Source organism: Nocardia abscessus, from assembly GCF_015477775.1.
Taxonomy (GTDB): domain Bacteria; phylum Actinomycetota; class Actinomycetes; order Mycobacteriales; family Mycobacteriaceae; genus Nocardia; species Nocardia abscessus_A.
In genome coordinates, this window is sequence record NZ_JADLQO010000019.1 from 163,866 (window position 1) to 188,277 (window position 24,412).

Here is a 24,412-nt window from a genome sequence, read left to right on the forward strand (position 1 = left end):
GGCGGTCAGACGCTGCGGTTCTCCGACTTGATCATCCACGCCAGCTTCTCCAGCGAGTCGATGACCTGGTGCAGCAGATCGCTGGTGCTCGGGTCCTCGGCGTCCACGGTGTCGTGCACGTCGCGCATGGTGTCGATCGCCGCGTAGGTCCGCGTGGTGATCAAGTCGACGACGTCGGCGCTGTTCACCTCTTGGGCGGGGAACGGTGGGAGGCTCGTCGTCGCGGCGACGGTGTCGGAACGCCCGTCGGGGACGGCGTCGAGGGCTCGCATCCGCTCGGCGACGGTATCGCTGCTCTCGCGGGCTGCGTCGACGAGTTCGTCGAGCTGCAGGTGCAGGTCGCGGAAGTTGGCTCCGACGACGTTCCAGTGGGCCTGCTTGCCCTGCAGATGCAGTTCGATGAGATCGACGAGGACGCGTTGCAGATCGGCGGCCAGCCGGGGGGAGGCGGTGAAATTCCGGACATCGTCGGCGAGACGGCGATTGGTCCGCTGCTGAGTGCGAGGTGCCGCAGTCATGGTTGTGCTCCTTTCCAGAATGCTTCGCCATGAACAACGACCACCTTTATTGGAATCATTCCAGATTGTGCTGTCGGGTGGGTCACTGTGCCGCAGGACCTCGGTCGACTCGGTGTGCGGGCGCGTAAACGTACAAATCCGGCGATGGCTTCGGCGGCCGCGTCCGCGCGAATAAGATCGGCTGGGTGGACCCGCCATCGGCGTTGCGGGAGTTCTCCGCATACGGGCCATCACACTGGGTTGTGCTGGCCGTGTTCGCGGTCGGTGCGGCGTTGGTTGTCCTGGTCGGCCGTAGGCACCGTAGCCCGGAGGGGGAACGCCGATTCGGTCGCGTAGCCGGTGGCGCGACGCTGTTGTTGTACCTGGCGATCTACTTCGCCGCGATGGTTCCGCCGACTGTCGGCCGCTCGGTTCCGCTGCGACTGACCGATCTCGCGACCATGGTCGCGGCATACGCCCTGTGGTCGCACCGCCGCTGGGCGTATGCGCTGACCTATTACTGGTGCCTGACTCTCAGCACACAGGCCCTCGTGTCACCGGCACTCGACAGCCCGGATTTCCCGCATCCCGAATTCCTGGCCTTCTGGGCGATCCACCTGGTCGTGGTCTGGGCGGCCATCTACCTCACCTGGGGCATCGGCATGCGACCGGACTGGCGAAGCTACTGGCTCGCCGTCATCGTCACCGTGGTGTGGGTCGCGGTCACGTTCGTCTTCAACTCGATCGCCGGTACCAACTACGGATTCGTCAACGGGAAACCCGCGACCCCCTCACTGCTCGATGTGCTCGGCCCCTGGCCCTGGTATCTGGTCACCGTGGCCGTGCTCCTGCTTGCGGTGTGGGCATCGATGACCTGGCCGTGGACTCGGAGATCACGCGTTGAGCGACCACATCGCAGCACACGCTTCTCTCCGCGCGGATAGCGTGGACAGGTGCCGATTGCGGGGTTGTCGGGCCCTTGCCGGTCGGCTCCCGTCCAAGCTTCGGCAACGTCAAACGTTACGCTCGTGCCCTCGAACCCGGCCGGCTGCTGACGGCTCCTGGAAACGTTCCGCGTGCTCGGCCACCCATTCGGCGAAAGTGCGGGCTGGGCGGCCGGTTACCCGCTCGACGGTGTCGACGACCGTGGTGGAGTCCGCGCTGGGTGCGGCGTACCAGCCGATGACGTATTCGGCATCGGCTCGGGGAACGCCGGTGGCCAGGAGCCTGTCGATGGCCTGCTCATGGGTGATCGGGACGAAGGCTATGTCCCGACCGACAGCCGGAGACAGGATCTCGATCCGCTCCCGCGGTGTCAGTGACTGCGGGCCGGTGAGGTTGTAAGCGCGCCCCGCGTGGCCGTCGTCGAGCAGCGCGACAGCTGCGACGGCCGCTATGTCGGCCTCGTGCACCAGCGCGCTGGGGAAGTCGTAGGGTTCCCGCACGACGCCCTCGGCCCGGATCGATTCGATCCAGGTCAACGTGTTGGACATGAACTCTTGCGGTTCCAGTCGTGTCCACTCCACACCCGAATCGGCCACGGCCTGTTCCACCGGTCCGACCGCACCGCCCCACACCACGGTGATACGCCGCACGCCCGCCGCGACAGCCCGCCGCACCAACTCGGGACCGGCTTCGGCCAGTCCCGCCGTTACGGTGACATGCAGTCGGTCGACGCCTTCCAGGGCCGCGTCCAGCATCTGCGGTGCGGTATGCGTGCCCGCCACCAGCTCCACACCGGGCGGCAGCATCCGCGCAGCCGCAGCGGGATTCCGGGTCAGCGCCCGAACGCGCTCGTCCCGGCGCACCAGTTCTCTCACCACGTGGCGGCCGGTGTTTCCGGTGGCGCCCGTAACCAATGTCGTCATCAACGAACTCCTATCGTCGTGGACGACGCTAGAAGCTCAACTTTGCTCGAGGTCAAGACGGCTGGTCGGCAGCGGTGGTGCGTCACACCCGGCCGTGTGGGAAGGGGAAGCCGCGGGGAGTATGTCGCGTCGTGCGGCCCTGGATCAGGAACCCCGGCAATGAGCTCGGTACATCCGAGAGGGTGGCGTGGACGGAATCCTCCGGACGCCGAGCCGGTGGTAGGGTGACGCCGTGCTCATCGAGGTCGACAGACTGTAGCCGCCTGTTCGAAGGCGGCGACTCCGGGTTGGGCGTTCATCGCATCCGATGAACCGCCGTGTCGCGCATGCGTAGCGCGCGAAGTCACCATCGTGTGCACCATCACCACGTCCGTTGGTAAGTCGTGGAATCGTCCTGGGCGCACGATGCCCGTCGCCTGAGCCTTCGTAATTCTTCGCGCGGTAATCGCCTGCGGGTAAATGGCTTCGGTACCACTCGGTCTCCGCTGCTGCCCGCCGCCGCGTGCGCAGCCCGCATTCCCGGGCTTCAACGCAAGCTTCCCCCACGGGCACAAGGAGTTTCACCATATGTCGACATCCACGCATTCGTCGATCGCGTTGCACAACCTGTCGTTCGAATGGCCCGACGGCACCGTCGCGCTCGCACAGCTCAATGGCGCATTCGGCCCCGGGCGCACCGGGCTCGTCGGCCGCAACGGCGCCGGAAAGTCCACACTGCTGCGTCTGATCGCGGGAATCCTGACACCCACTTCGGGCCGCATCGAGGTCGACGGCGAAGTCGGATATCTACCCCAGACACTGACCCTCGGTCACGACACCACCCTCGCCGAACTGCTCGGCATCGCGGGCACGCTCACCGCGTTGCGCGCGATCGAATCCGGAGACACCGACGAACGACACTTCGAGGCGGTCGGCGACGACTGGGACATCGAAGCGCGCGCCGACGAGGCGCTACACGAAATCGGTTTCTCCGCAGCCGATCTCGACCGTCGCGTCGACCAGATATCCGGCGGCCAGGCCGTGCTCGCCGCCGTCACCGGGCTACGGATCCGCCGCACCCCGATCACTCTGCTCGACGAGCCGACGAACAATCTGGACCGTGCCACGCGCGCGCAGCTCGGCGCGTTCGTCGACACCTGGCCGGGCGCTCTCGTTGTCGTCAGTCACGACCTAGAACTGCTCGAACGCATGGACAACACCGCCGAGTTACACGCGGCGGCAGTGGAAGTGTTCGGCGGTCCCTACGGCGCCTGGAAACAACACCTCGAACAAAGACAGGCCGCGGCTGTGCAGGCGGCCCGCACCGCCGAACAAGTCTTGAAGACCGAGAAGCGCCAACGGATCGAGGCCGAGACCAAACTCGCGCGCCGCGAACGCACCGCACGAGCGACACAGCAGCACGGCGGGATCCCGCGCATCCTTGCCGGCAACCGCGCCAGCAAGGCCCAGGCCTCGGCGGGCGCGATGCGCACCGGTCTCGACGCGAAAGTTCGCGCTGCTCAACAAGTTCTCGAAGCCGCCGAGTCTCGCGTACGCCGCGAGGAACACATCCACCTCGACTTGCCCGATCCGGACGTGCCACAAGGCCGCCGCATCGCCGAACTACGCGATGGCGACCACACGATCGTCATCCAGGGCCCCGAACGGGTCGCGCTGGTCGGACCGAACGGCGCGGGGAAGTCGACGCTGATCGAGAACCTGCTCGGCACGAGGACTCCTACGCCGGGACATGTGACGGGCACCCTGTTCACCGACCGCGTCGGTCATCTGCCCCAACGCCTGGACGGACTGGCCGAGGACGCCGGCGCGGTCGACAACGTTCACGCCGTCGCCACCACCACGCCACCGGCCACCATCCGCAATCAGCTGGCTCGGCTGCTGCTGCGTGGCGACAGCGTGGACCGGCCCGTGTCGACGCTCTCGGGCGGTGAACGCTTCCGCGTCTGCCTGGCCCGGCTGCTACTGGCCGATCCGCCCGTGCAGCTGCTGATTCTCGACGAGCCCACCAACAACCTCGACATCGCCAGCGTCGAACAGCTCGTCGAGGCGCTCGCCGACTATCGGGGCGCGGTCCTCGTCGTCAGCCACGACCACCCGTTCCTGGCGCGGATCGGCATCGACACCATCATCGAACTCGGTCCGGACGGCCATCTGCGGCAGCGCGGCGCCTTCGAGGAACTCGACCACTGACGAGACCGGCGCGGCCACTGTGCACGGTAGGTTCGCCGCCACCGATTCGGCTGACCGACCTGGTGGCCGCGCCACCCGCAGGGTCGCGGCGGACCCGCGTCCGGCTGGGGCACGGATAAGGGGTGCCGCTGGTCCGGCGATCACCGTGGCGGTCGGCACGTGGGGTCAGCCGGCGAACGGGGGCAGTGCCGCGAAATCCGGGGCGAGCCGGGCGGTCGGGACGGTGTGCGCGATCCAGCGACGAGCACGGCTGAGCGGATGATCGGGGAATTTCGCGTCCCAGCGGATGTCGTCGGCCGCGTTGTACGGCAGCCGGCCCTGCACCTCGGGCGCGTAGGGATGCGGCGGATACATGTGGTCGAAACCGATCTCGGCGGCGAGCGTGGCCTCACGCAGGCCGGTGGTGCCGGTCTCGGGACAAAGGATCTGCAAGACCGCGCTGCTGCGGGCCTTCGGGATGATCACGGACGCGGCGAACACCAAGCCCTGGGGCGGGTTCGGCAACGGTAGCTTCTCCATTCGCAACAGCGCGGGCTGCGCGTCCAGCCACACCACGAAAGCTTCGATCAGGCAGCCGTTCTCGGCGCTTCTCTCGGCCAGGCGACGGCGCAGAGCCGGCAGATCCTCCAGTGGAGCAGGCAGATCCGGGACCATGTCGAAGTACGACACGTTCACCATGTCACCGGTCCCAGGATCCCGCCAGGTCGCGTGGTCGACCTGCTGCATTTCCCCGATCTCGAACGAAATAGGCACCGGGCCAGAGTATCCCGCGGTCCGCACCGCCCTCATGGGTGTGCGCCGCTGGTGAGAACCGGTCTCTGCCTGGTAGGCAGCACCCGGATGGACGCTCGCAAGCGTCCTCATTCGGCCCGCCACTCCGATTTCGGGCTCCGGTGGTCACTGGGCCGCGTGCCGCGTATCCGCTTGAACGCCACGCTCAATGCGAAGGCGTTGGCGTAGCCCACCTTTCTCGCGATCGTCCCCACCGTGTGGTCGGTCTCCCGCAGCAGGTTCGCGGCCGAGTCGATCCGCCAGCCCGTGAGGTAGGACATCGGCGGCTCGCCGACTAGCGCGGTGAACCGCCGGGCGAGCGCAGCGCGCGACACCCCCACCTTCGACGCCAGATCCGCCACCGTCCATGGGTAGGCGGGTGTGTCGTGCAGGAGCCGAAGCGCCGCACCTACGACCGGGTCGTCCAGTGCGCGGCACCAGGCCGGGGCATCGGTGTCCGGGTTGTCGAACCAGCTGCGCAGCGCGGAAACCAGCATCAGGTCCAGCAGCCGGTCCAGCACCAGCTGCTGTCCCGGCCGGTCCCTGGCGACCTCTTCGGCCACTGTCTCCACCGGCGGGTAGGGGCTCTCCTCGCGCGGCACCACCAGCACGGCGGGCAGCGCTCGCAGCAGTCGTTCGCTGAGCTCGCCCCGGCGCTCGAAAGCCCCGCTGACCAGCACAGCGGCCTCTTCGGACGGCGTTCCGCAGGTCCGGGCCTGCTCGATGCCCTCGGCTCCCGGGCAGTAGTCGGCGCTGGTCACCACGAGCGAGGGTGTGGTCGCGGGGTGGTCGGCCACCGTGTAGGGCACGTCGCCGCGGACGACGGCTATATCGCCGACGCCGACGGGTACCGGTTCGTGCTGGTCCGGCACGATCCACGCCTGCCCGCGCAGCATCGTGGCCAGCGTCAGCGGGGCGCCGCTGGCCATCCGGAGAGCCCAGGGCGGGCGCACGATCGTCTGCCGGAAGACGGCGCCGCGCGCCCGTACTTCTGCCAACAGCTGCGACACTGCGTCCATGTCGTCAGAGTAGACGCCCAGACATCAACTGGCGCTTCCTAACCATGGATCGTCTCGGTATCAGCCGGTTGACTGGGGTCATGTCTGAACATCCGATTCTTGTCACGGGGGCGACCGGCAAGTCCGGCCGCCGCGTCGTCAGCCGATTGCGGGCGAAGGGGTTGCCGGTTCGCGCCGCGGCCCGGAAGGGCGAGCATGTCTTCGATTGGACCGACCGCGGCACCTGGGACGCCGCGCTGGAGGGCGTGCGGTCGATCTATATCGTGCAATTGGACGGCACTGAACTCGTTCGCCCGTTCGTCGAGCGGGCAGTGCGGCACGGAGTGCGGCGGATCGTGCTGGCGTCTGGGCGCGGAATCGACGATCCGGACTATGCCAAAGACAGCGGCGGTGTGTTGGAGGGCATCGTCGACAGCGAGGCCGCTGTGCGGGAGAGCGGTCTGGAGTGGACGATCAGCAGGCCGGGCTGGTTCGCGCAGAACTTCAGCGAGGGTTTCTTCGCCGATGCCATCCGCGCCGGTGAACTGCGGCTGCCCGCAGGCGACGGGGCTGCCAGCTTCATCGATGCCGAGGACATCGCCGCGGTGGTGGTCGCCGCGCTGACCGAAGACCGGCACGCGGGCCGGATCTACGAACTGTCCGGTCCCCGGGCGGTGACGCTGGCCGAGGCGGTCGCCACGATCTCCGAGGCTACCGGTCGCGAAATCCGTTACGTGCCGCTGTCCGTCGAGGACTACGTCGCGGAACTCGTTCGCCAGGGATTGCCGCCTGCGGACGCCGCGGCTTTCGCGGACGTCATCGAGCCGCTGGGGGAGGGGAAGGACGAACACGTCTCCGACGGCGTGCAGCGGGCCCTCGGTCGCCCGCCGCGGACCTTCGCCGAATTCGCCCGGTCCACTGCTGCCGCGGGGGGTTGGCCGAACTGACCAGCGAGACCTGACAGCGCAACTCCGCCCGCGGGGGCGAGCAGTGAAGCCCGCGCAGATCGGGGTCGCTGATCCGATGACGCCCCCGCCCGGCGAGCGGGCGGGTTCTCAGCAGCTACCACGAACTCCAGTGGGGGCGGTCGCGTCCGGGTGGTGGCAGAAGAGAATCGGGGTGGTCATCGGCTCGACTGCGCGAGCCCCCGCCGCTCGAACGCATCGAGCACGTCGACATGGGTGGCCGGAACCTCGACGTGCAGCACCGGTCGGTTCTCGTCCCCGTCGAAGGTGAAGGTGAAGAACGAGCAGCAACCGCTCTCCCGGGCCGTCAAGTCACGGCCCTCCGGTTCGGCGCCGCCTACCAGCACCAGATCCAACCGTGTGCGGTCCGGCCGTGCGATCGCGCGCACGGAGGCGGCGAAGAAGGCGTCGAACTCCGCTATCCGGACCGGCTGCTCGGCAGTCGGCAGCGTGCACGAGTCCGGAGCCCAACCGGCAGAACCGAGATTGATCGTCATGAATCGACGGTAAGCCTGTACATGGGTACAGGATGCAAGTCCGATTCCGGCAACAGACCTTCACTCCCATGCAGGAACGCGCCGGCCTTGCCAACCGGATCCGCGGACCGACTTCTCCGCCGTGCAGAAATCGACCAGGGCGCGGGTGACGCGACCGGGGGCGTTCTCCGCGGGGATGCGTGCGGATCGCCGCCGCGTTCTCTGTCGTTATCCTCGCAGTACTGTCCGCCCTCTTTGTCCTCGGAAATCTCGGTGACCGCCACCCCCATTCGCGCCCTGAATCTCTACCTCGACGGCTCGCCCAGCCGGGCCGCCGCGGCCGGGGAAGGGGTAGTCGCTGCTCAGCGTGCCGCCGGGTCGATCGTCCCGCACCCAACGGCCGTGAGCGAGGCGCGATGACCGACTCGATCTCCAAGTGGCTCGGCGGTGTGGTGTTCACCCCCGGTCTGATGGCCTTCACCGGCGAAATCGGGGCTGCCGCAGCGCATTCTCACGCCGCCGTGCAGGTGTTGCTGGTCACCCGCGGCGAACTCACCCTCATCGACGGCAGCGGGAACGCCGACCGCGCCGACCTCGCGATCATCCCGCCTGGAGTCCGTCACGAAGTGCGCGTGGGGGCTGGGACCGCCGGATTCCTCGCCTACCTCGATCCGGCAGGCATCGCTGGACGCGCTGCCATCGCCCGTTTGGCCGACCGTCCCGCGGATCGTGTGCGGAGTTGGATCGCAGCGGCCATCCCGACGTCGCACGGCTATCCGCCACGGGATTCGGCGATCGCCTTGCCCCGGCGTGCCACGCATCCGGTGGTGATCGCGGCGATGGAGTTGGCGGACGCCGGCCCGGTGGGACCGCCGACCCTCGGTGAGTTGGCCCGCCGGGTCGCGATGTCCCCGAGTCGCCTGTCGCACCTGTTCGCCGCCGAGGTCGGGCTGCCCTATGCAGCGTGGCGGCGCTGGACGCGGCTGCGCCGCGCCATCGACGAGGTCCGAGCGGGACGATCGTTGACCGAAGCCGCCCATGCCGCCGGATTCGCCGACAGCGCGCACCTCACCCGCACCTGCCGCGACCTGTTCGGCATCACCCCCACCGAGGCCCTGGTGGCGACCGGCTGGCGCCGGACACCCGGCTGAGCCGCCGGTGAGGTCAGCCGATTTCTACAAGCGCCCGCCCACTCAGCCCGGCGACGCTGAAACTATGATTACGTTCATCCGACCAGCCGTCCGCTACGGCTACGCCCCGCTCATGCTGCTCGGCGTCAACGGCCTCGGCATCGCCGTCGCCGCCTCCGGCGCGAGCAAACTATGGCTGCTCGCTCTGCTCGTCGCCGCGATCGCCATGTCGTTCACCGCCGAACGCATGCTGCCCTACGAGTCGACCTGGAATGACTCGCACGGGGATTCCGGCCGCGATACGGCCCACGCCTTCGTCAACGAGACGCTGATCCTCGCTAGCGTGGCCGCCATCCCCGCACTCGCCGCAGTACTACCCGGCGACGGAATCTGGCCTGGGACAATGCCGTTTGTCGTACAAGTGCTGATCGCGATCCTGTTCGCCGATCTCGGTATCACTCTCACCCACTACGCCAGCCACAAAATCGGTGTGCTGTGGCGCTTTCATGCCGTGCACCACAGCGTCAAACGGTTCTACGGCCTCAACGGTCTGATGAAACACCCGCTGCACCAGACCATCGAAATGACCGCGGGCGTCACCCCGCTGCTGCTGCTCGGCATACCTGTTCCGGTCGCCGGTGCACTGTCGCTCGCCGTGGCCGTGCAACTTCTGCTGCAACACTCCAATGCCGACTACCGCGTCGGCCCGTTCAGGCGTGTGCTGGCCCTCAACGAAGGCCATCGATTCCATCACCTGAAATGGGCAGGCATCGGCGACGTCAACTTCGGACTGTTCACCCTGCTCTGGGATCACCTGCTGCGCACCTACAGCTACGATCCCGCCCGCCGTTTCAGCAGCGAGGACCTCGGCATGGCCGCCGAACCCCACTACCCGGTCGGCTACCTCGCCCAACTCGCCGAACCGTTCACCGCACACGGCGCCTGCCAATTCACCGCCGGTATCGCGACCTCGTTGGAGCATGCGCGATCGGCCCGCCCCGGCCCGTCGGGGGAAGATCACCAGATGGTGTCCTGACCGCCATCGGCTTCCGCTGCGTGGCGCCGATACCGCCACGCGGCAGCGCCTTCGGGATCATGCCGTTATGGTCTGCCCCTCTCGCTGGACTCGACACTACGCGCGCACCGCGATTTCCTCGAGCGCGTCTACACGATGCGCGGCGAAGAAGACGACACTCAGGCCAGCGGAGCCAGAGCCGGCTGAATATCGGACTCGCGATGCGTCCACGCCGCCCGAAGCAACTGTGACAATTGGGGTGTGGGCCGGGGTCAGGCCAGGGAGACCAGTTCGTGCAACGTCGTGCCGGTGCGCTTCTCGACGCCGGTCGCAGTGTGGACGGTCAATTCGAACGACGACTCGAACCGGAAGTAGCCGGGATGCCCGACCAGCCGGTGGACCAGCGGTTTGATCAGCCGTGTTCGGGCGACGGGGATGTCATCGATCAGGTCGTGGGCGTGGATGACCTTGTCGACGGCCAACCGCAGATCCACGCTGCCCGGTACCTGCAGTTCGATCCATTCCGGGTAGGTTCGGCCGGCGACGGCGTCGAAGCGCGCCGGACCTTCGGTGAGAATCGTTTCGCCGGTCGACAATACGATGTCGGCGTGGTGGGCGAGCATCAGCGGACTGATCTCGTGCCCACCCCGACGCTGCTGGGTCAGTACCGAGGCGTAGAGCAGTGAATAGTCCTCGACGTACAGGCGCCCCCAGTGCCAGCGGTCGATGATCTTCTTCATGTCGCCGACACCCCAGTTGTGGTCGTGGTACCCGCGTCCGGTGACCTCGTGCCGGGCGCCGTCGAGCTCGATGGCGCCCGTCACCCGGGCGCGGGGCGCCCCCACCATCCACCCGAACGAATCTCTGCTCCCGAAACGGGTTTCTCCCTTGCCCGGCATCCAACTGGGGGTTTCGTTGTGGAATCGCAGATCGAAGACCATTCCGTCCTCGGCCATGTGCAGATGGTGAATCGGCAGGCCGTTCGCCGGGTGCTCGGTGTGGGCGCGGTTGGCGCCGATCCGCACGTCGCAGGCTTCGGCCGAGAACACCGCCGCCGCCCGCGAATACCGCCGCGACACCTGGCGGCGGGTTCCATCCGGCGCGTACACGATCATCTCCACCCACGGCTTGGCGTTGGGAAGATCCTCGGGCCGCCGCTTGGTCAGGAACCCGATCACCACGTGCCCGGTGTCGAGGTGTGCGTCGAAGTACCAGTGCTCGAAGGCCAGTTTGCTCGGCGACGGATGAAGGCCGTTGTGCTGCGGCTCCACGGGAGTCAGCACTCCGTCCCGGCGGCCGGGCCCGTTCCATGCTTCGACGATGTCTGCGGTACTCATCGGCGTAGCGCCCCGCTGGCGTCGAAAGCCGCTTCCCGGCCCTGCATCTGAGCGCGATACCAGTTCTCGCGATGCCACAGCATGAGCTTTTCGTGCGCCCGCGCGAAGGGCGGGCACGCCCTGCGCAGCAGTTCCATTGCCGTGATCAGCGGAAAGCGCGCGATCGGGATGGCGACCCAGGGAAAGGCCGATGGCATCCTGTAGCGACGCCTCGTCCAGGGAGCCATGTACATCGCGGAGTACACGGAGTTGATGCGGAAGTTGTACGTCTCGCGCAGCCTCGTGAGACCCCGGTGGCCGTCGCGAGGGGCGAATGCGACCGGATACGACTCGATCAACTCCGCACCGTGCTGTCCCGCGTCGTAGGAGCGAGAGACGATGGTCATGGCCAGCACACGCAACGAGTCGAGGACGGTTTCCGGATACCAGCGCACCCGCACTCCGAGCAGGTATCCCATGTACTTCTGAAAGTGGAGCAGCGCGTGGATCTCCGAAGGCGTCGTCTGGTAGCCGAGCGCCCACAGGCCCAGCCCGGGGGTGACGCTGCCGGCCAGCAGGGTCAGCATCTGATAGGTCTGACTGATCGGCAGACCCCACCGGTCGATGTCCCACTCCGGATGCCCGGCGACTTTCGCGCGGATCGAGACGTGCATGATGCGCACCTTCAGCGCCGTGGCGCGTCCCGCCGATCCCGGAGTCATCAGTGCGCGGGGCTCGGAGACATCGATCCAGAAGCGGGTCGTCTCGAGGAAGCGGCGCAGCGCGCTGTTGCCTGCGTATCCGCCGGCCAGGGACAACGGCGTCGCGACAGCGGCCTCGGTGTACATCTCGAGTGTTTCCGCGCCCGCGAAGCTGAACAGCATCGTTCCCCAGCGCCGCCAGATCGCCGCGCCCTGCTCGACGAGTTCGGGTACCACCCACTGGGGCACCGTCTCGAACTCCTCGAACAGCGCGCGCATCGAGTCCGGTGCGTCCGGCACGGCGTCGATGCCCTCGGTCAGCGCCGTTTCCAGCATCCGGCGCCCGGCTTGCGGACCGATCTCGCCGTGCATCACCTCCGCGACGAATCGTTCCGCGACCGGATCGCCCGTGAAGAGGTCCTCGCACAATGCGACAGCTTGCGCGTCGGTGGGAAACAGTTCGGTCCCGGTGACTTTCGCGAAGAGACGCTCGATGCGCCGAACCTTGGGAGTGCGGCGTGCTTCCCAGTATCGGAACGCGGTTGGGCACTTCACCGATGGTTGCTCGTCGACGGCATCGCCGCCCGCGGGCGGGACTTCCACTGACATGAACGACTTCTCCTCCTGTCGATGCGGTCCGGGTCGGTCGGCCCGGCCAGTTCAGGCCACCAGCTCGCGCCGGGCCAGCCCCTTCTCGGACCGCCTCCTCCGGGCACCCAACGCGAGTGACCATACCATTTGGTATAGTTATCGGTACCTTTTCGAATGGAAATCGAGGTTCTTCGAGTGGCCGCAGCAGAAGCGCCGGGCTCCGCGCTGAAGCAGGTCCGTGACGGGTTCACCTACCATCGAGACGTGAAATCCACCGACGTACCCCCGCGCCGATGACAGCGGACCGGTTCCAGGCCGCCGACGGCGTCCGGCGCGCCGAGGCCGGTGCGGGTTCGGTGCCGCGGCGTTCGCGGAAGGCGGCGGCCCAGCAGCGCGGCCGCGGCCGGCCTCCGCGTCTGTCCTACGAGGCGTGGGTCGACGGGGCTCTGGGGCTGCTCGCGAGAGAAGGGGTCTCGGCCGTCAAGATTCCCCGGCTGTGTCAGGAACTCGGAGTCACCAAAGGCAGTTTCTACTGGCATTTCGATGACATCGAACAACTCATGGAGGCGATGGCCGATCGGTGGAGCGCGCTGCAGAGCGAGGTCATCCGTGCGCTCGGAGCGATCGAGTCCGTGCCCGTCGAACAGCGCATCGCCAATATGGCCGCCAATCTCATCGAACGCACCTGGGCCACCGAAGCCACTGTCCGCGAGTGGGCGCGAAGCGACGAGAAGGTGTCCGCGGCGGTGCGCGCCTTGGACCGGCAGATCTTCGAAACGGTGCGGAAGGCGATGCTGGAACTGGGCTTCGCTCCGGAAGACGCTCGTCTGCGCGCCGGTGCGATGGTGTACCTGGGCATCGGGTTCATCCACGGTCGCGGCAGCCTGCCCACGCCGACCGCCGAGGATGCCCGGGCGATCCTCGGCCTGCTGACCATTCCGGCCCCGAAATAGCCTCGAACCGGCCTCGCAGACGGTCCTGGTCATTGTGAGTGGAGATCCCGGCTGTGGTCCGCGCGAGGTGTGCAGGAGCCGCTCCGCTGCGTCCGCGCGGTGGAACGGCGGATTACCGGGTGTCACCACCCTCTACGACCTGCACGCCATCATCTGCCGGGTGTTGCGTCTCGAGTACGACGACCGGCCGGAGCCGGTTGTAGAAGTCCAGCTGCCCAAATGCGCGCGGTCCCGAGCCCTGTCGGCGGATCTGTCGGGAACCTGATTCGGCGGAGCGTATTTCGGCCGAGGCGGCGCTCAGGCCATCCGGAAAACCGGCCCCGGGCTCGATGATTCGAGTACCGGGTGGCTCATCGTACGTCGCATCGATGATGCCGCTAGCGCCGAACGTGTAGGAAGACAGTCGATCCAGCCGTGAAAACGGACGAAAACGGAGCGCGATATGCATTGTCCGAGTAGTGGTTCGAAGTCCTTAATGGTTACAGCCGGGCTACCAAAAGGTCGAGCACCCCCCGGTGCAGGTAATCAGCATTAAGGAGGCAATGTCATGCCTACTATCACTTCTGTATCTCCGACCACGGGCCCGACTTCGGGCGGAAACAGTGTAGTCATTACCGGAACCGGATTCACCGGTCCGACCACGGTGCGGTTCGGCGGCACCGCAACGACTTTCACACTGGATTCCGCCACTCAGATAACGGCGATCGCCCCGCCGGGGACCGGCGCGGTGGACATCACGGTCGCCAACGCGGGCGGGACGAGCAACGGTTTTCCGTATACATATGTCGTGGCGGTTCCGGTGATCGCCTCGATCTTTCCCAATTCCGGCCCTGCGACCGGTGGAACCCTGGTCGTGCTCGTCGGCACCGGCTTCTCCGGAGCTACCGCGGTGAACTTCGGTGCAACCCCGGCCACGTTCTTCATCGGGGTGTCCAGCACGCTGATCATCGCGATCGCCCCGCCGGGAACGGGCACCGTGCCGGTCACGGTCACCACTCCGGCCGGCACGAGCCCGGGAGTTCCGTTCACGTATGTGTCGGTTCCAGCGCTGGTTTCGGCCACCCCGAATACCGGCCCGGTGACCGGCGGTACCGTGGTCACGATTACCGGAAGCGGCTTCACCGGCGCTACCGGTGTATTCTTCGGTGTGCTTCCGGCGGTTTCGTTCACGGTGAATTCCGATACGCAGATCACTGCGGTCACCCCGGTTGGGCTCGGTCCGGTGCCGATCACGGTCACCGCTCCGGGCGGTATCGCCACCGGGGTATTCTTCACCTACGCCTGATGATGTCACCCGCACGAGTCGCAGTCTGAGAATTCGTACTGCGCAGGGTGGGCGACATCCGCGAGACCGAAGGGGTCGACTCCGTTTCACGGTCGGCCTCTTCGGCTTGTCGATCGGTTTACCGAAAATACTGCGACGTTCCTGTTACTTGTCAGCGTCCGGTGCGGAATTTCTGGCCGGGCCGGTCGGCGACTCCTCGGATTCGGTCTCGTTGATCGCCGGGCAGCGGCCGGATTGTCAGGCACCTCGTCAGCCGAAGACACCGAGAACGGAACCGGCTCGACTCTCTGTGATCGGGAAGGTCGCCCGAGAATACCGTTACGTGTGGCGATGGACGGCACCCCTTCCATCGCGATCCTCGATGAACAGGGCGCGGTCCTCGAACAACTCTGATGCATAGTTGCCGCGGGCTCCGGGGCGGATCGGGTCCGGCGGCGGCGTTATGCTGCCCTCGGTCCGGGTGGGTGTGGTCGAGAAGGGGGACCTGGGTGTTGAGGCAGCACGAGTCGTTCGCCGGCTACGTGATCGAGGGCGTGCTCGGGCATGGCGGAATGGGTACCGTCTATCTGGCTCGGCACCCGCGGCTGCCGCGACTGGTCGCGCTCAAGCTGCTCAACCGTGCGGTGTCCGAGGACGAGGAGTTGCGGCGGCGCTTCGAGCAGGAGGCCAACGTCGTTGCGCGCCTGGAACATCCGGGCATCGTCGGCGTCTATGACCGCGGCACGCAGGACGGGCACCTGTGGATCTCCATGCAGTACATTCGCGGGACGGACGCGGCCCGGCTCGATCCGCACACCACGCGCCCCGAAAGCGTCCTGCGCATCGTCACGGATACCGCGCACGCGCTCGACTACGCCCACAGCAAGGGTGTGCTGCATCGCGACATCAAGCCGGCGAACATCCTGATCGCAGAGCCGGAAGCCGGCCGGGAAACGCGGGCCGTGCTCACGGATTTCGGTATCGCGCGGCTGCTCGACGCGGACACCAAGCTGACCGCGACCGGAACCTTCACCGCGACACTCGCCTACGCGTCACCCGAACAACTCTCCGGTGAGCCGGTCGATCACCGCGCCGACCAGTATTCCCTCGGCTGCACCCTTTTCACCCTCCTGGCGGGGCAACCGCCGTTCCCTTCGACCAATCCAGGTCAGATCGTCGCAAGCCACCTCGCCAAGCCGGTGCCGCGGCTCAGCGATACCCGTCCGGGGTTGCCACCACCACTCGACGCTGTGATCGCACGGGCGATGGCCAAGCATCGGGACGAACGATTCGCCAGCTGCGGCGATTTCGCGGCAGCCGCGGCAGCGGCCCTGCGGGGCGACGCTCCCTTCGCGCGATCGGTTCCGGCCCGGACCGTCGTGAATCAGCACCCTGCCTACCCGGTTACGGCGGTCGACCCGTGGCCTCGTCCGGCTCCGACCTTGCTGAACCCGCCTGCGGACCCGGCCCGGCGCGCCATGTCCGGACCTACGTCGCAGCCGTCGGCTCGAGTGGACGATCCGCGCAGGCCGTCCGGCGCCCTCGCCAGAACGGGCGCAGTCGTCGCGTTCGCTTTCGGTCTGCTGTCGGCCGTTGTCGTCGTCCAAGGCGTCATCGAGCTGGCCAGGTGGCGCGGTACCGGCCCCGGCCGGACGACGCGCGGTCTTCTCCTCGAACTTCTCGTCCCGATGTCGATCAGCTCCGCGATGTCGCTGCTGCTGGTCGGCGGCTCCATCGCACTCTTCGCACGCAGGCGCGCCGGTCGCGTCGCGGTGGCCCTCGGCACCGGGATCATCACGTTGGTCGCTTTGATCGCCATCGGAGCAAGCTTGGGCGGAAGCACCCGCGGAGACACGGTGTTCTTCGGCACGGTACTGATTTTCGCCTTCACGGGATTGGCGTGCGCTCTGTCGCCTTCGACCGGCCGCTGGCTCGCATACCGACGATCCAGGATCCGGAGATGAGCCCCGGAGGCGGATGACGCACCGTGGGCCCGTGAATCGGCTTACTTACCGATTGATGGTCCGGATCATCCCAGCAGTCGGTGCTCGAGTTCACCGAGGACCGCTCGGTTGCGGTCTGCGTCCAACGCCAGGGCGGCGGCCCACACGTGTGCCGATATGACTCCGGCCTCCACACGGTCGATCCAGTCGTGGATGGTGCTGCGCTGGTCCAGTGTGTCGCCGTCGAAGGTGATCGGCTCGAGTTCGGCCAGGTGCACGTAGCGCAACTGGGTGAATTCTCTTCCGCGGGCGTCGAAGATGGACGCGGCCCAAACTTCCTCGGCGCCGGATGGTCCGGGCGGCCCGAACGGCGGCGTCGTAATCGCCTCCGCCGAGTCGCCGTCGATCCCGCGGGCGACGGCGTCCGCGGCGGCACGGTGGGCCAGCCCGAATCCCCACAGCCGTCCGCCCATTCCGGTCATCATTCGTCCGGCGATGTCCAGGATCGGAGAGCCCGCGGTCACAACGCTGTCGCCGGGCGAGAAGGCCGAGAAGCCCGCCGCGCTTTCGGCGTCGTTCTCGCCGGTACCCGTGAAACCCCAGATGTGCACGAGATCCGGGTCGATGGCCGGGGCACTGCTGCGGCGGGCGATCATGGCGGGAAGTAGGGCTTCGATGGTGGACCGGGACGGGTAGCGGACCGCACGTACGGCATCCGGGCGACGAACTCTGCTCTGCCGCTGCTGGTTTCGTCGGCCGGACATAAGCTTCTCCGTCGAGGTTCGTTTCGGACAAGGCATCGACCCGGTTGCAGGTGGGGGCTCTCAGTGTAGAGAGGTGGCCTCGAGCGGCGTGGACCGGGCAAGCCACAACGAACCCGTCAACGGCAATACCGGGTTTCGCACCGCGGCGCGGGGCGCCGAGGTGGCCGTGCGCGCTATGGCTCGATCGGTCGGTGTTGTTCGATGAGCGCTCGGGCCATGAGTTTGGCGCGCTGCGCGGCCTGCAGGTCGCCTTCGGCGGCGGAGATGATCGAGCCCTTCATCAGGATGTGCCAGGAGCGGGCGAAATCGTCCGGGTCGCGCAGCCCGGCCGCTTCGGCCCGGCCGCGGACGATGGCCCGGATATTGTCGAGGTATCCGATGCTCGCCTGCCCGGCAGGATGCCCGGCGCCGAGTTCGAGCAGCACGTTGATGAACGAGCAGCCGTCGAAATCCTCACGTTTCTGGAACCAGTCGTGGAAGACGTCGAAGATCGCGAGCAGTCGACCTTCCGGTGTGTCGCCGCGCAGGCGGGACTGCGTTTCGACGAGGCCGAGCGTCCACAACTGCTCGCGGCGCTGGAGCACCGCGAGCACGAGATCGTTCTTGGACGGGAAATGCCGGTACAGCGTCGCTTTGGCAACGCCGGACACCGCGATCACCTCCTCGGTACCCACCGCTCGGATGCCGCGGCGGGTGAACAACGTGTAAGCCGTGTTCAGGATTCGCTCGCGAGCAGATACGGTGGGTGCGGTCCGCGGAAGGTTCGGGGTCTCCATCTCCCCATGACGATAACCCTGTACAGACAGACCTGTCTATGTTAGGAAAGAAAGACAGGTCTGTCTTGAGGACGCAGGGTGGGCCCGACTGTCGAGCGCCTCAGGCGCGAAACGAATCGAGTGCCCATATGAGCACAGCATTGCCCGGTCTCGCCGCCTCCCGCCCACCTCCGGCCGATGAGCCGGAAGACGCTCGTCTCCGATTGACCGCGACCATCGAACGCCACGGTGGCGCGATCGTGGTCCATGCCCATGGCGAAGTCGACGCCTACACGTTGCCGACGTGGCGTCGACTGTTGTCCGAGGCCGTCGCGGCGGCCTCCGCTGGGGATCCTCTCGTGATCGACACCAGCGATATTCTCTTCATGGCGTGCCGTTCGTTACTGGTCTTGGCCGAGGAGTCCGAGAAGTGCCTGCGTCACGGTAGTCGACTGAGCGTGGTCGGCAGCCGGACGGTCGTCGGCCGCGTCGTGACCGCTCTCGAACTGGACGCCCTGCTCCCCGTCTACTCCTGTGTCGAGGACGCAGTGGCCGAGTCGGCGCCGAGCGGGCGTTCGCACGTCGCGGGCCGGTGTACTGCTGTCGCACCGGTGCGACACAGAGACGACCCGTCCGCATAGGTCGACCCGTTGGTGATGCGCCCTGCCGCGCCGCCAGCGGGTAGTCGCGTGGACGCAGAGGCGGGCCGCACCAGCCGCGCCCGCCTCTGTGCCTGCCGCGAGAGGTGTTCCCGGCCAATGTATTTGCCATCGCCCCGCCCTCGCGAGTGCGGGCAGGGGAACCGGGGTTTGAAAGCACTGCTGCAAACGGTCTCGGGCGTCCCATGGAGCCGGTGCCGGGCTGATCGGCGCGGCTCGAGTGCTACGGCGCCGGACATCGCTGGGTGGAGTATTGCGTTCGAGCTGATCGCAATCCTGTTCGCGGGCGGCTGCATTGGGTTGAATCCGGTATCACCTCTGTACGTCGTCGTCCTGAGCAAAGCTGCCGCACGCCGATCCCCGGCGTCGCGGGCAGTGCGGAATCCAGGACAGGCAGAGCTTCAGACGAGGAGCACCACATGACAGCGCAGACCGCCGCCCCGACCCCGACCGACGCCTTCATCGCGGACTGGCAGGACTGGCACCGAGGGCAGGAGGCGCGCTTGGCCGACCCGCACGGATTCCTGGCCATCACCAACCTGCACTGGCTCACCGAGACACCGCAGCGATTTCCGGACGCCCCGGGCTCCTGGTCGGCCGACGACGAGGGCGTCACCGTGGTTCTCGACGACGGTGACGAATTGGTGATCGAGGGGACGGCGGTGCGTGGCCGGCACGTGTTCGGCATCATCCCCGAACGCGGTGGTGTCGATGCCGTGTGGGGTGACGCGGTGATCGAGGTCGCCAAGAGGGGTGGGCGCGACATCGTTCGGCCACGGCACCCGAACAACCCGCTGCGCACGGCATTCCAGGGCACACCCGCCTATGCGCCGCATCCGCAGTGGGTGGTCGCCGGCCGCTATGTGCCCTTCGCGCAGCCGCGGCCGACCACCGTCGGCGCCGCGGTCGAAGGGCTCGAACACGTCTACGACGCACCCGGGCAGATCGAGTTCGAGCTGGACGGCAGGCCGCTGCGCCTGACCGCGTTCGACGGCAGAGATCCCGGCAGCCTGACCGTGCTGTTCACCGACGAGACCTCCGGGGTCACCACCTACGCCGCCAACCGCGTCCTGCACCTGGCGCCGCCCGCCGCCGACGGGACGGTGCGGCTGGACTTCAACCGAGCCGCGAATCTGCCTTGCGCCTATACCGACCTGGCGACCTGCCCGTTGCCGCCGGCGGAGAACCGACTGCCGGTCGCGATCGAAGCCGGTGAGAAGATCCCGTTCGAGCGCCGCTGAACGATGAATGACCCCACACCTCAGATCAGGACGTTGTCGTTCCTGACTCCGGGCAACTACGCCGACGACGACCCCTACGCGGGACTCGAGGACACGCTGCAGCTGTTCGAATACGGCGAGCGCCTCGGTTTCGACGGCGCGTGGATCAGGCAGCGACATCTCGAGCACGGCGTCGGATCGGCGGCGGTGTTCCTGGCCGCCGCCGGGCAGCGTACCAGCCGGATCGAGTTGGGCACGGCCGTGATTCCCATCGGTTACGAGAGCCCGTTCCGGCTGGCCGAGGACCTGTCGCTGGCCGATGTGCTGTCGCGGGGCCGGTTGCAGGCCGGGTTCAGCGCGGGCACCCCACCGCATGCCGAACTGATCGGACACCTGGTCTTCGACGGAGACTGGCGCACCTACGACCTGTCCTACGGACGGATCGCCCGGTTGATCGAGAACCTGCGTGGCGACTACCTCGGTGCTGCCGACACGGTGATCCACTCGCCGGGCAACACGCAGCGGCCTCGGTTGCAGCCGCACAATCCCGGCTTGATCGACCGGCTCTGGTACGGCGGCGGCAGTACCCGCTCGGTCCGTTGGGCAGGCGAGAACGGGCTGAACCTGCTGACCGGGAACATCGTCTTCGGTGACCGCAGCGACGATTTCGGCACCACCCAGCTGACCCTGATCGATGAGTACCGCCGTTTGGTGGATCCGGCCCGGCCCGCCCGGGTCGCGGTGGGGCGGGTGATCGTCCCGCTCGACAGTGCCGACCGTGCGACCCGTGCGCGGTACCGGCAGTACGCGGCAGGCCGGCACGAGCGGACCCTCGCGCCGCAGGGGGAGCGGCGCGTCCTGTTCGCCCCGGATCTGGTCGGCACCGCCGAGGAGATCGTCGACCGGCTGCGGGCAGATCCGGTGCTCGCGCGGACGACAGAGTTGCGACTGGAACTGCCGTACGAATTCCGCCGCGCCGAGTACGAGCAGATCCTGCACGACACCGTGGAGTTGATCGCGCCCGCCCTGGGCCGCTGGCCCGCGGCGGATCCGCCCGGCATCGAGTACGACAGCGGTGAGGTAGCCGCGTCGGCGTGATCCGGCCACCGGGCGCCGACGGGTTCGGGCGTTCGAGCCCTCGGTAGTGCTCAGATCGGGCAGCCGCCCGCCGCGCGTGACGGCGGCGAGAAAGAGTGCAGCGCGTACTGGCGGATGATAGTTATATACCGTGAAGACTATCATTCTGGCTGCGCGACAAGCGATAACCGCTGCGCCCGGGGCTGCGGAAAGACCGGCGACGGTGGCGAGGTGACGCGCCGGACGGGCGGTAGGCTCACGCCGATGAGGGCGCACCGGAACGATTCGAGCAAGCCCACGGCGAGCGCCCCGCGCAAGAACGCCCCGGGTGAGCTCGGCCCGGCCGGGTCGCCTCCCTCGGTGCGGTCGCCGGAGCGTGGCGGTGACGACCCCACCGTCGCGGAGTTCCTCGCCGCGGTGGGCGACGCGTGGGCCGACCTCACCGCGCTGGATGCCAGATCGCGTCGCATCGTCGACGCCGCCCGTGACTGCTTCGCCGAAGTGGGCTTCGAGGAGACGACGATGGTCCGCATCGCCGAGGGCGCGGGCGTAGGCGTCGCCACGGTCTACCGCCGTTTCGGCACCAAGTCCGCTTTGGTGCGGTTCGCCCTCATGGCCGAATCGCAAAGGGTGGGCATTATCGTGGCCGAGGCGGTGCAGCGCTCGGCGGGGCCGGTGAGCGCCCTGGCGGAGATGTTCTCGGCGTTCGTGAGCGAGGCGAAGGCTCCTCGCCTGCTGACGCACAGCCTGCGCGTCTCGTCGGCGGCGGGGGAACTCACGCGTTTCCTCACCGGTGACGAATTCATCGAGCAGGGCCGGACATTGGTGGCGCGATTCATCGTGCACTGGCAGCGCCGCGGCGAGCTGGGCGCCTTCGACGCCGACGTGGTCGCCGAGCTGTTCGTCCGCCTGACGATGTCGTTCATCTCGAATCCGCGTGGCGCGCTGCCGCTCGCCGATGCCGCCGCGGCGAAGGAGTTCGCCCGCCGCTTTCTGGCGCCGTTGTTGTTCCCGCATCCCGGCGGGGGATAGCCGCCACTGCCCGGTTACTGCTTGGGGCGCACGCGATAAGCCGCCGACTTCAGTTCGCGCTCCTTCATCTGCTGGATGCACCGGTGATGCTTCCTGGCGTGGTAGGCGATGGGGAAGTAGGTGAGCCGCTCGGGCAGCACCCGGTAGGCGAAGCGGATGACGGCGTAGATGCGTTCGAGTTGCCGCTGCTCCTGATCACTCCATTCGACCCCGACCATGGCGCGCAGTCGCGGATCCAGCAGTCCCACGATGGAGAGGTAGTTGAAACGCAGCAGTGGTCGGGCCAGCGCGCGAGCGAGGGAGCGGACAGGGAAGGGCAGTGCGCGCAGTTGCTCGCTGTCACCGGAGCGCAGGTCGGCGAACTGCAGGCGGACGTCGTCGGTGGCGCAGAGCACGTCGGACACCATGTGCTCGTAGTAGGCGTCGAATTCCGCCCTGGTCTTCGGGTAACCCTTCATCGGCACGCGCAGGATCCGCGCGATGCGGAGGTTGTCGGCGAGCAGGTCGTCGAGTTCCTTCGCGGTGAACTCGCGACCGATCAGGAGGGGGCCGGCCTCGGCGGTGGTGACGTAGGCGGTCGCGATGACCCATTGGTAAGCCTCGGGGTTGAGCGCGCTGATGCGTCTTCCCTCCGCGTTACGCATGGTCAGCGGTTCGTGCAGCGAACGAAGCCGCCTGCCCTCCTCGATGGCCTCGAGGCCACCGTAGGTCCACCGCAGGACCGAATCGACGGAGCGGATCGCGCGGCCCAGCGGATCGGTGCGGGCGACGGAGTACCGGTCGACGACATCGCGGATCACCGGGTGCAGTCCCTGCATCGCGAACGCGGCGCCCTCGACCACGAGATAGGTCCAGTGCCCGACCATTTCGGCGGTCATCGAATCCGGCGACACCAGCTCGATCGGTTCACCATCGACCGACACCACCCGCGTGGGGTCCACTTTCGCGATCGCGTCGGGGTTTGCCGTCTCGGTCGCGTTCGCGGGTGTGCGAGAGGCTGCAGTCATCATCTTCTCCTCGGGCAACGATCAGTCTCGCCCGAAGAGGTCGCCGTCGCTCCGTGCGGGAAAGCTGAGCCATTGATAGTTCAACCGCATTCAGACTATCAATTGCGCCACCGGCATGCCGTCCGATTCGCGCGAGAACGATCGAACATCGTCCTTGACGACTCGAACTGATTCGGAAGCGTGGAGCAGAAATCGGTTCCTCGGCGACGTCGCGGCCGGGCTCTCCGCGCGGTCGCGGTGGCCTCATGCCTCCGGTCGGGGGTCACCGACCGAATCGGTCGAATCCGCGGCGGACGGATCGCGCTGCCAGGTGACGCTGAGCCCGTCGCGCTCACCGAACCGCACCAAGTGTCGGGCGAGCACGTCCTCCAGTTGCGGCAGGTCCTCGGCGGCGGCCTCGATGCGCAGGGACAACTCGCCGGGCCGCGCGGTGACCGTCGCGCGGCCGGTGTCGAGGTCTATCCAGCCGGAAGAGTCCTCCGCCGACCACTCACCGCCGTTGCGCCGTCCGAGGTGCGCCACCAATTGCTTGCCATAGCGTTCCGGCCGATCGGTGCGAACCACCGAGTAGGACGAGCTACCCGCGGTCACGATGCGACCCGCGAGGAGAATTCGGTGCCCGGGACGCGGTGGGCGCCGAGTGAGTGCAACACCATGACGAGCACCAGCCTTCGTGTCGGACGACTACGGACCCGGCTCCGGCGAGCGCGAGCTGTCGAACAGCATCAGCGAGCTGGGATTACCACATCGCACGTCACCCACACCGCGAAGTTCGGCAGCCGACGTCCCGACGATCGCGCAGCCCGGCTATCGGCGAGCTCACGGCTGCGCACCGGTGCGGTGCTGGGTGCAAGCGATCCCGCGTCAAGGCTTCGCGGCGAGCGCGGCCGCGAATACCGGCCAGGAGTTGTGCAGGTCCTCGTGCCAGTAGGACCAGCTATGGGTGCCGGTGGCACGCAGCTCGAAGGTGGCAGGAATTGCCAGTTGATCGAATCTTTCGCGCAGCTGACGGGTGCAGCGGTCGGCGAACATCTCCAGTGCGCCGCCGATGAGGAGTTGATCGATCAACTTGTTGGGGCTGTCTTCGATACCGGCGCCGTGGAGTGTGTCGTGTGGTCCCGGTGCCCCGCTACCGGTCGAGACGTAGATCGCGGTACCCCGCAACTTGTCCGCGTGCAGATACGGGTCGTTGGCCGCCCACGCCGGATCCGTCGGCGGAC

24 protein-coding genes and 1 pseudogene are annotated in these 24,412 nt (G+C 67.4%); 13 read left to right on the plus strand and 12 right to left on the minus strand.

Annotated features, from left to right (window positions below; genetic code table 11):
* Window positions 1–5: 5 nt before the first annotated feature.
* A complete protein-coding gene (locus IU450_RS34425) occupies window positions 6–518 on the minus strand; it encodes a Dps family protein (protein ID WP_195153894.1) in 513 nt (170 codons plus the stop codon).
* Between the two features lie 185 nt (window positions 519–703).
* Here IU450_RS34425 and IU450_RS34430 point away from each other — a divergent pair, with 185 nt between their 5' ends.
* Window positions 704–1,441 carry a TIGR02206 family membrane protein gene (locus tag IU450_RS34430; RefSeq protein ID WP_195153895.1) on the plus strand — a complete coding sequence of 246 codons (738 nt, stop codon included), beginning with the start codon at window positions 704–706 and terminating at the stop codon, window positions 1,439–1,441.
* A 69-nt stretch (window positions 1,442–1,510) separates the two neighbouring features.
* Here IU450_RS34430 and IU450_RS34435 read toward each other — a convergent pair whose 3' ends face one another.
* Window positions 1,511–2,365, minus strand: a complete 855-nt coding sequence (locus IU450_RS34435; protein ID WP_195153896.1) for an NmrA family NAD(P)-binding protein — start codon at window positions 2,363–2,365, stop codon at window positions 1,511–1,513.
* 567 nt (window positions 2,366–2,932) lie between these two features.
* Here IU450_RS34435 and IU450_RS34440 point away from each other — a divergent pair.
* Entirely contained in the window at window positions 2,933–4,555 is a 1,623-nt protein-coding gene (locus IU450_RS34440; protein ID WP_195153897.1) for an ABC-F family ATP-binding cassette domain-containing protein, read from the plus strand.
* 165 nt (window positions 4,556–4,720) lie between these two features.
* Here IU450_RS34440 and IU450_RS34445 read toward each other — a convergent pair whose 3' ends face one another.
* Together IU450_RS34445 and IU450_RS34450 are read right to left on the minus strand one after the other, a co-directional pair.
* Window positions 4,721–5,308 (minus strand): hypothetical protein, encoded by a 588-nt coding sequence (locus tag IU450_RS34445; RefSeq protein WP_324197931.1) that lies wholly within the window; start codon window positions 5,306–5,308, stop codon window positions 4,721–4,723.
* A gap of 107 nt (window positions 5,309–5,415) precedes the next feature.
* Complete coding sequence (locus tag IU450_RS34450; RefSeq protein ID WP_195153898.1) at window positions 5,416–6,345, minus strand: AraC family transcriptional regulator; 930 nt, start codon at window positions 6,343–6,345, stop codon at window positions 5,416–5,418.
* An 80-nt stretch (window positions 6,346–6,425) separates the two neighbouring features.
* On the opposite strand from IU450_RS34450, the gene IU450_RS34455 reads away from it, so the two are divergent.
* Entirely contained in the window at window positions 6,426–7,271 is an 846-nt protein-coding gene (locus IU450_RS34455; protein WP_195153899.1) for an NAD(P)H-binding protein, read from the plus strand.
* A 176-nt stretch (window positions 7,272–7,447) separates the two neighbouring features.
* Here IU450_RS34455 and IU450_RS34460 read toward each other — a convergent pair whose 3' ends face one another.
* A complete protein-coding gene (locus IU450_RS34460) occupies window positions 7,448–7,786 on the minus strand; it encodes a hypothetical protein (protein WP_195153900.1) in 339 nt (112 codons plus the stop codon).
* Window positions 7,787–8,038: 252 nt separating this feature from the next.
* On the opposite strand from IU450_RS34460, the gene IU450_RS34465 reads away from it, so the two are divergent.
* The 3 genes from IU450_RS34465 to IU450_RS34475 all read left to right on the plus strand — a co-directional run bounded on the left by IU450_RS34465 (window position 8,039) and on the right by IU450_RS34475 (window position 9,931).
* On the plus strand, window positions 8,039–8,185 hold the full coding sequence (locus IU450_RS34465) for a hypothetical protein (protein WP_195153901.1): 147 nt from the start codon (window positions 8,039–8,041) through the stop codon (window positions 8,183–8,185).
* Complete coding sequence (locus tag IU450_RS34470; protein WP_195153902.1) at window positions 8,182–8,916, plus strand: helix-turn-helix transcriptional regulator; 735 nt, start codon at window positions 8,182–8,184, stop codon at window positions 8,914–8,916. The genes IU450_RS34465 and IU450_RS34470 overlap by 4 nt, the downstream gene beginning before the upstream one ends.
* 64 nt (window positions 8,917–8,980) lie before the next feature.
* Complete coding sequence (locus tag IU450_RS34475) at window positions 8,981–9,931, plus strand: sterol desaturase family protein (RefSeq protein WP_195153903.1); 951 nt, start codon at window positions 8,981–8,983, stop codon at window positions 9,929–9,931.
* 251 nt (window positions 9,932–10,182) lie between these two features.
* Here the strand turns inward: IU450_RS34475 and IU450_RS34480 are convergent, their stop codons facing one another.
* Window positions 10,183–11,247 carry a lipocalin-like domain-containing protein gene (locus IU450_RS34480; RefSeq protein ID WP_195153904.1) on the minus strand — a complete coding sequence of 355 codons (1,065 nt, stop codon included), beginning with the start codon at window positions 11,245–11,247 and terminating at the stop codon, window positions 10,183–10,185.
* On the minus strand, window positions 11,244–12,536 hold the full coding sequence (locus IU450_RS34485) for an oxygenase MpaB family protein (RefSeq protein ID WP_195153905.1): 1,293 nt from the start codon (window positions 12,534–12,536) through the stop codon (window positions 11,244–11,246). The genes IU450_RS34480 and IU450_RS34485 overlap by 4 nt, the downstream gene beginning before the upstream one ends.
* Before the next feature lie 275 nt (window positions 12,537–12,811).
* Between IU450_RS34485 and IU450_RS34490 the strand changes: the two genes are divergently transcribed.
* The 3 genes from IU450_RS34490 (at window position 12,812) to IU450_RS34500 (ending at window position 16,699) form a co-directional block, all read left to right on the plus strand.
* On the plus strand, window positions 12,812–13,471 hold the full coding sequence (locus tag IU450_RS34490; RefSeq protein ID WP_195153906.1) for a TetR/AcrR family transcriptional regulator: 660 nt from the start codon (window positions 12,812–12,814) through the stop codon (window positions 13,469–13,471).
* 547 nt (window positions 13,472–14,018) lie between these two features.
* Window positions 14,019–14,756, plus strand: coding sequence for an IPT/TIG domain-containing protein (locus IU450_RS34495; protein ID WP_195153907.1), 738 nt, complete (start codon window positions 14,019–14,021; stop codon window positions 14,754–14,756).
* A 488-nt stretch (window positions 14,757–15,244) separates the two neighbouring features.
* Window positions 15,245–16,699, plus strand: coding sequence for a serine/threonine-protein kinase (locus tag IU450_RS34500; RefSeq protein ID WP_195153908.1), 1,455 nt, complete (start codon window positions 15,245–15,247; stop codon window positions 16,697–16,699).
* Window positions 16,700–16,764: 65 nt separating this feature from the next.
* On the opposite strand, the gene IU450_RS34505 is transcribed toward IU450_RS34500, so the two are convergent.
* Together IU450_RS34505 and IU450_RS34510 are read right to left on the minus strand one after the other, a co-directional pair.
* A complete protein-coding gene (locus IU450_RS34505) occupies window positions 16,765–17,442 on the minus strand; it encodes a hypothetical protein (protein WP_195153909.1) in 678 nt (225 codons plus the stop codon).
* 173 nt (window positions 17,443–17,615) lie between these two features.
* Entirely contained in the window at window positions 17,616–18,218 is a 603-nt protein-coding gene (locus IU450_RS34510) for a TetR/AcrR family transcriptional regulator (protein ID WP_195153910.1), read from the minus strand.
* Between the two features lie 128 nt (window positions 18,219–18,346).
* Here IU450_RS34510 and IU450_RS34515 point away from each other — a divergent pair, with 128 nt between their 5' ends.
* The 4 genes from IU450_RS34515 (at window position 18,347) to IU450_RS34530 (ending at window position 22,185) form a co-directional block, all read left to right on the plus strand.
* Window positions 18,347–18,838, plus strand: coding sequence for an anti-sigma factor antagonist (locus IU450_RS34515; protein WP_195153911.1), 492 nt, complete (start codon window positions 18,347–18,349; stop codon window positions 18,836–18,838).
* 437 nt (window positions 18,839–19,275) lie between these two features.
* Window positions 19,276–20,097 (plus strand): DUF1684 domain-containing protein, encoded by an 822-nt coding sequence (locus tag IU450_RS34520; RefSeq protein WP_195153912.1) that lies wholly within the window; start codon window positions 19,276–19,278, stop codon window positions 20,095–20,097.
* A gap of 33 nt (window positions 20,098–20,130) precedes the next feature.
* Window positions 20,131–21,174, plus strand: coding sequence for an LLM class flavin-dependent oxidoreductase (locus IU450_RS34525; protein WP_228835523.1), 1,044 nt, complete (start codon window positions 20,131–20,133; stop codon window positions 21,172–21,174).
* Between the two features lie 243 nt (window positions 21,175–21,417).
* Window positions 21,418–22,185 carry a TetR/AcrR family transcriptional regulator gene (locus IU450_RS34530; protein ID WP_228835524.1) on the plus strand — a complete coding sequence of 256 codons (768 nt, stop codon included), beginning with the start codon at window positions 21,418–21,420 and terminating at the stop codon, window positions 22,183–22,185.
* A gap of 14 nt (window positions 22,186–22,199) precedes the next feature.
* Here the strand turns inward: IU450_RS34530 and IU450_RS34535 are convergent, their stop codons facing one another.
* The 3 genes and pseudogenes from IU450_RS34535 to IU450_RS34545 all read right to left on the minus strand — a co-directional run.
* On the minus strand, window positions 22,200–23,192 hold the full coding sequence (locus tag IU450_RS34535; protein WP_195153915.1) for an oxygenase MpaB family protein: 993 nt from the start codon (window positions 23,190–23,192) through the stop codon (window positions 22,200–22,202).
* Between the two features lie 243 nt (window positions 23,193–23,435).
* Entirely contained in the window at window positions 23,436–23,783 is a 348-nt protein-coding gene (locus IU450_RS34540) for a DUF2218 domain-containing protein (RefSeq protein WP_195153916.1), read from the minus strand.
* 273 nt (window positions 23,784–24,056) lie between these two features.
* Window positions 24,057–24,412, minus strand: a pseudogene (locus IU450_RS34545) (alpha/beta hydrolase-fold protein); the annotation flags it as partial.

What these genes read in the sequence shown, in the direction of transcription:
- IU450_RS34425 (WP_195153894.1), bottom strand. Translation starts at nt 518, where the DNA reads ATGACTGCGGCACCTCGCACTCAGCAGCGGACCAATCGCCGTCTCGCC.
- IU450_RS34435 (WP_195153896.1), bottom strand. Translation starts at nt 2,365, where the DNA reads ATGACGACATTGGTTACGGGCGCCACCGGAAACACCGGCCGCCACGTG.
- IU450_RS34440 (WP_195153897.1), top strand. Translation starts at nt 2,933, where the DNA reads ATGTCGACATCCACGCATTCGTCGATCGCGTTGCACAACCTGTCGTTC.
- IU450_RS34450 (WP_195153898.1), bottom strand. Translation starts at nt 6,345, where the DNA reads ATGGACGCAGTGTCGCAGCTGTTGGCAGAAGTACGGGCGCGCGGCGCC.
- IU450_RS34455 (WP_195153899.1), top strand. Translation starts at nt 6,426, where the DNA reads ATGTCTGAACATCCGATTCTTGTCACGGGGGCGACCGGCAAGTCCGGC.
- IU450_RS34460 (WP_195153900.1), bottom strand. Translation starts at nt 7,786, where the DNA reads ATGACGATCAATCTCGGTTCTGCCGGTTGGGCTCCGGACTCGTGCACG.
- IU450_RS34470 (WP_195153902.1), top strand. Translation starts at nt 8,182, where the DNA reads ATGACCGACTCGATCTCCAAGTGGCTCGGCGGTGTGGTGTTCACCCCC.
- IU450_RS34475 (WP_195153903.1), top strand. Translation starts at nt 8,981, where the DNA reads ATGATTACGTTCATCCGACCAGCCGTCCGCTACGGCTACGCCCCGCTC.
- IU450_RS34480 (WP_195153904.1), bottom strand. Translation starts at nt 11,247, where the DNA reads ATGAGTACCGCAGACATCGTCGAAGCATGGAACGGGCCCGGCCGCCGG.
- IU450_RS34485 (WP_195153905.1), bottom strand. Translation starts at nt 12,536, where the DNA reads ATGTCAGTGGAAGTCCCGCCCGCGGGCGGCGATGCCGTCGACGAGCAA.
- IU450_RS34490 (WP_195153906.1), top strand. Translation starts at nt 12,812, where the DNA reads ATGACAGCGGACCGGTTCCAGGCCGCCGACGGCGTCCGGCGCGCCGAG.
- IU450_RS34495 (WP_195153907.1), top strand. Translation starts at nt 14,019, where the DNA reads ATGCCTACTATCACTTCTGTATCTCCGACCACGGGCCCGACTTCGGGC.
- IU450_RS34505 (WP_195153909.1), bottom strand. Translation starts at nt 17,442, where the DNA reads ATGTCCGGCCGACGAAACCAGCAGCGGCAGAGCAGAGTTCGTCGCCCG.
- IU450_RS34510 (WP_195153910.1), bottom strand. Translation starts at nt 18,218, where the DNA reads ATGGAGACCCCGAACCTTCCGCGGACCGCACCCACCGTATCTGCTCGC.
- IU450_RS34515 (WP_195153911.1), top strand. Translation starts at nt 18,347, where the DNA reads ATGAGCACAGCATTGCCCGGTCTCGCCGCCTCCCGCCCACCTCCGGCC.
- IU450_RS34520 (WP_195153912.1), top strand. Translation starts at nt 19,276, where the DNA reads ATGACAGCGCAGACCGCCGCCCCGACCCCGACCGACGCCTTCATCGCG.
- IU450_RS34530 (WP_228835524.1), top strand. Translation starts at nt 21,418, where the DNA reads ATGAGGGCGCACCGGAACGATTCGAGCAAGCCCACGGCGAGCGCCCCG.
- IU450_RS34535 (WP_195153915.1), bottom strand. Translation starts at nt 23,192, where the DNA reads ATGACTGCAGCCTCTCGCACACCCGCGAACGCGACCGAGACGGCAAAC.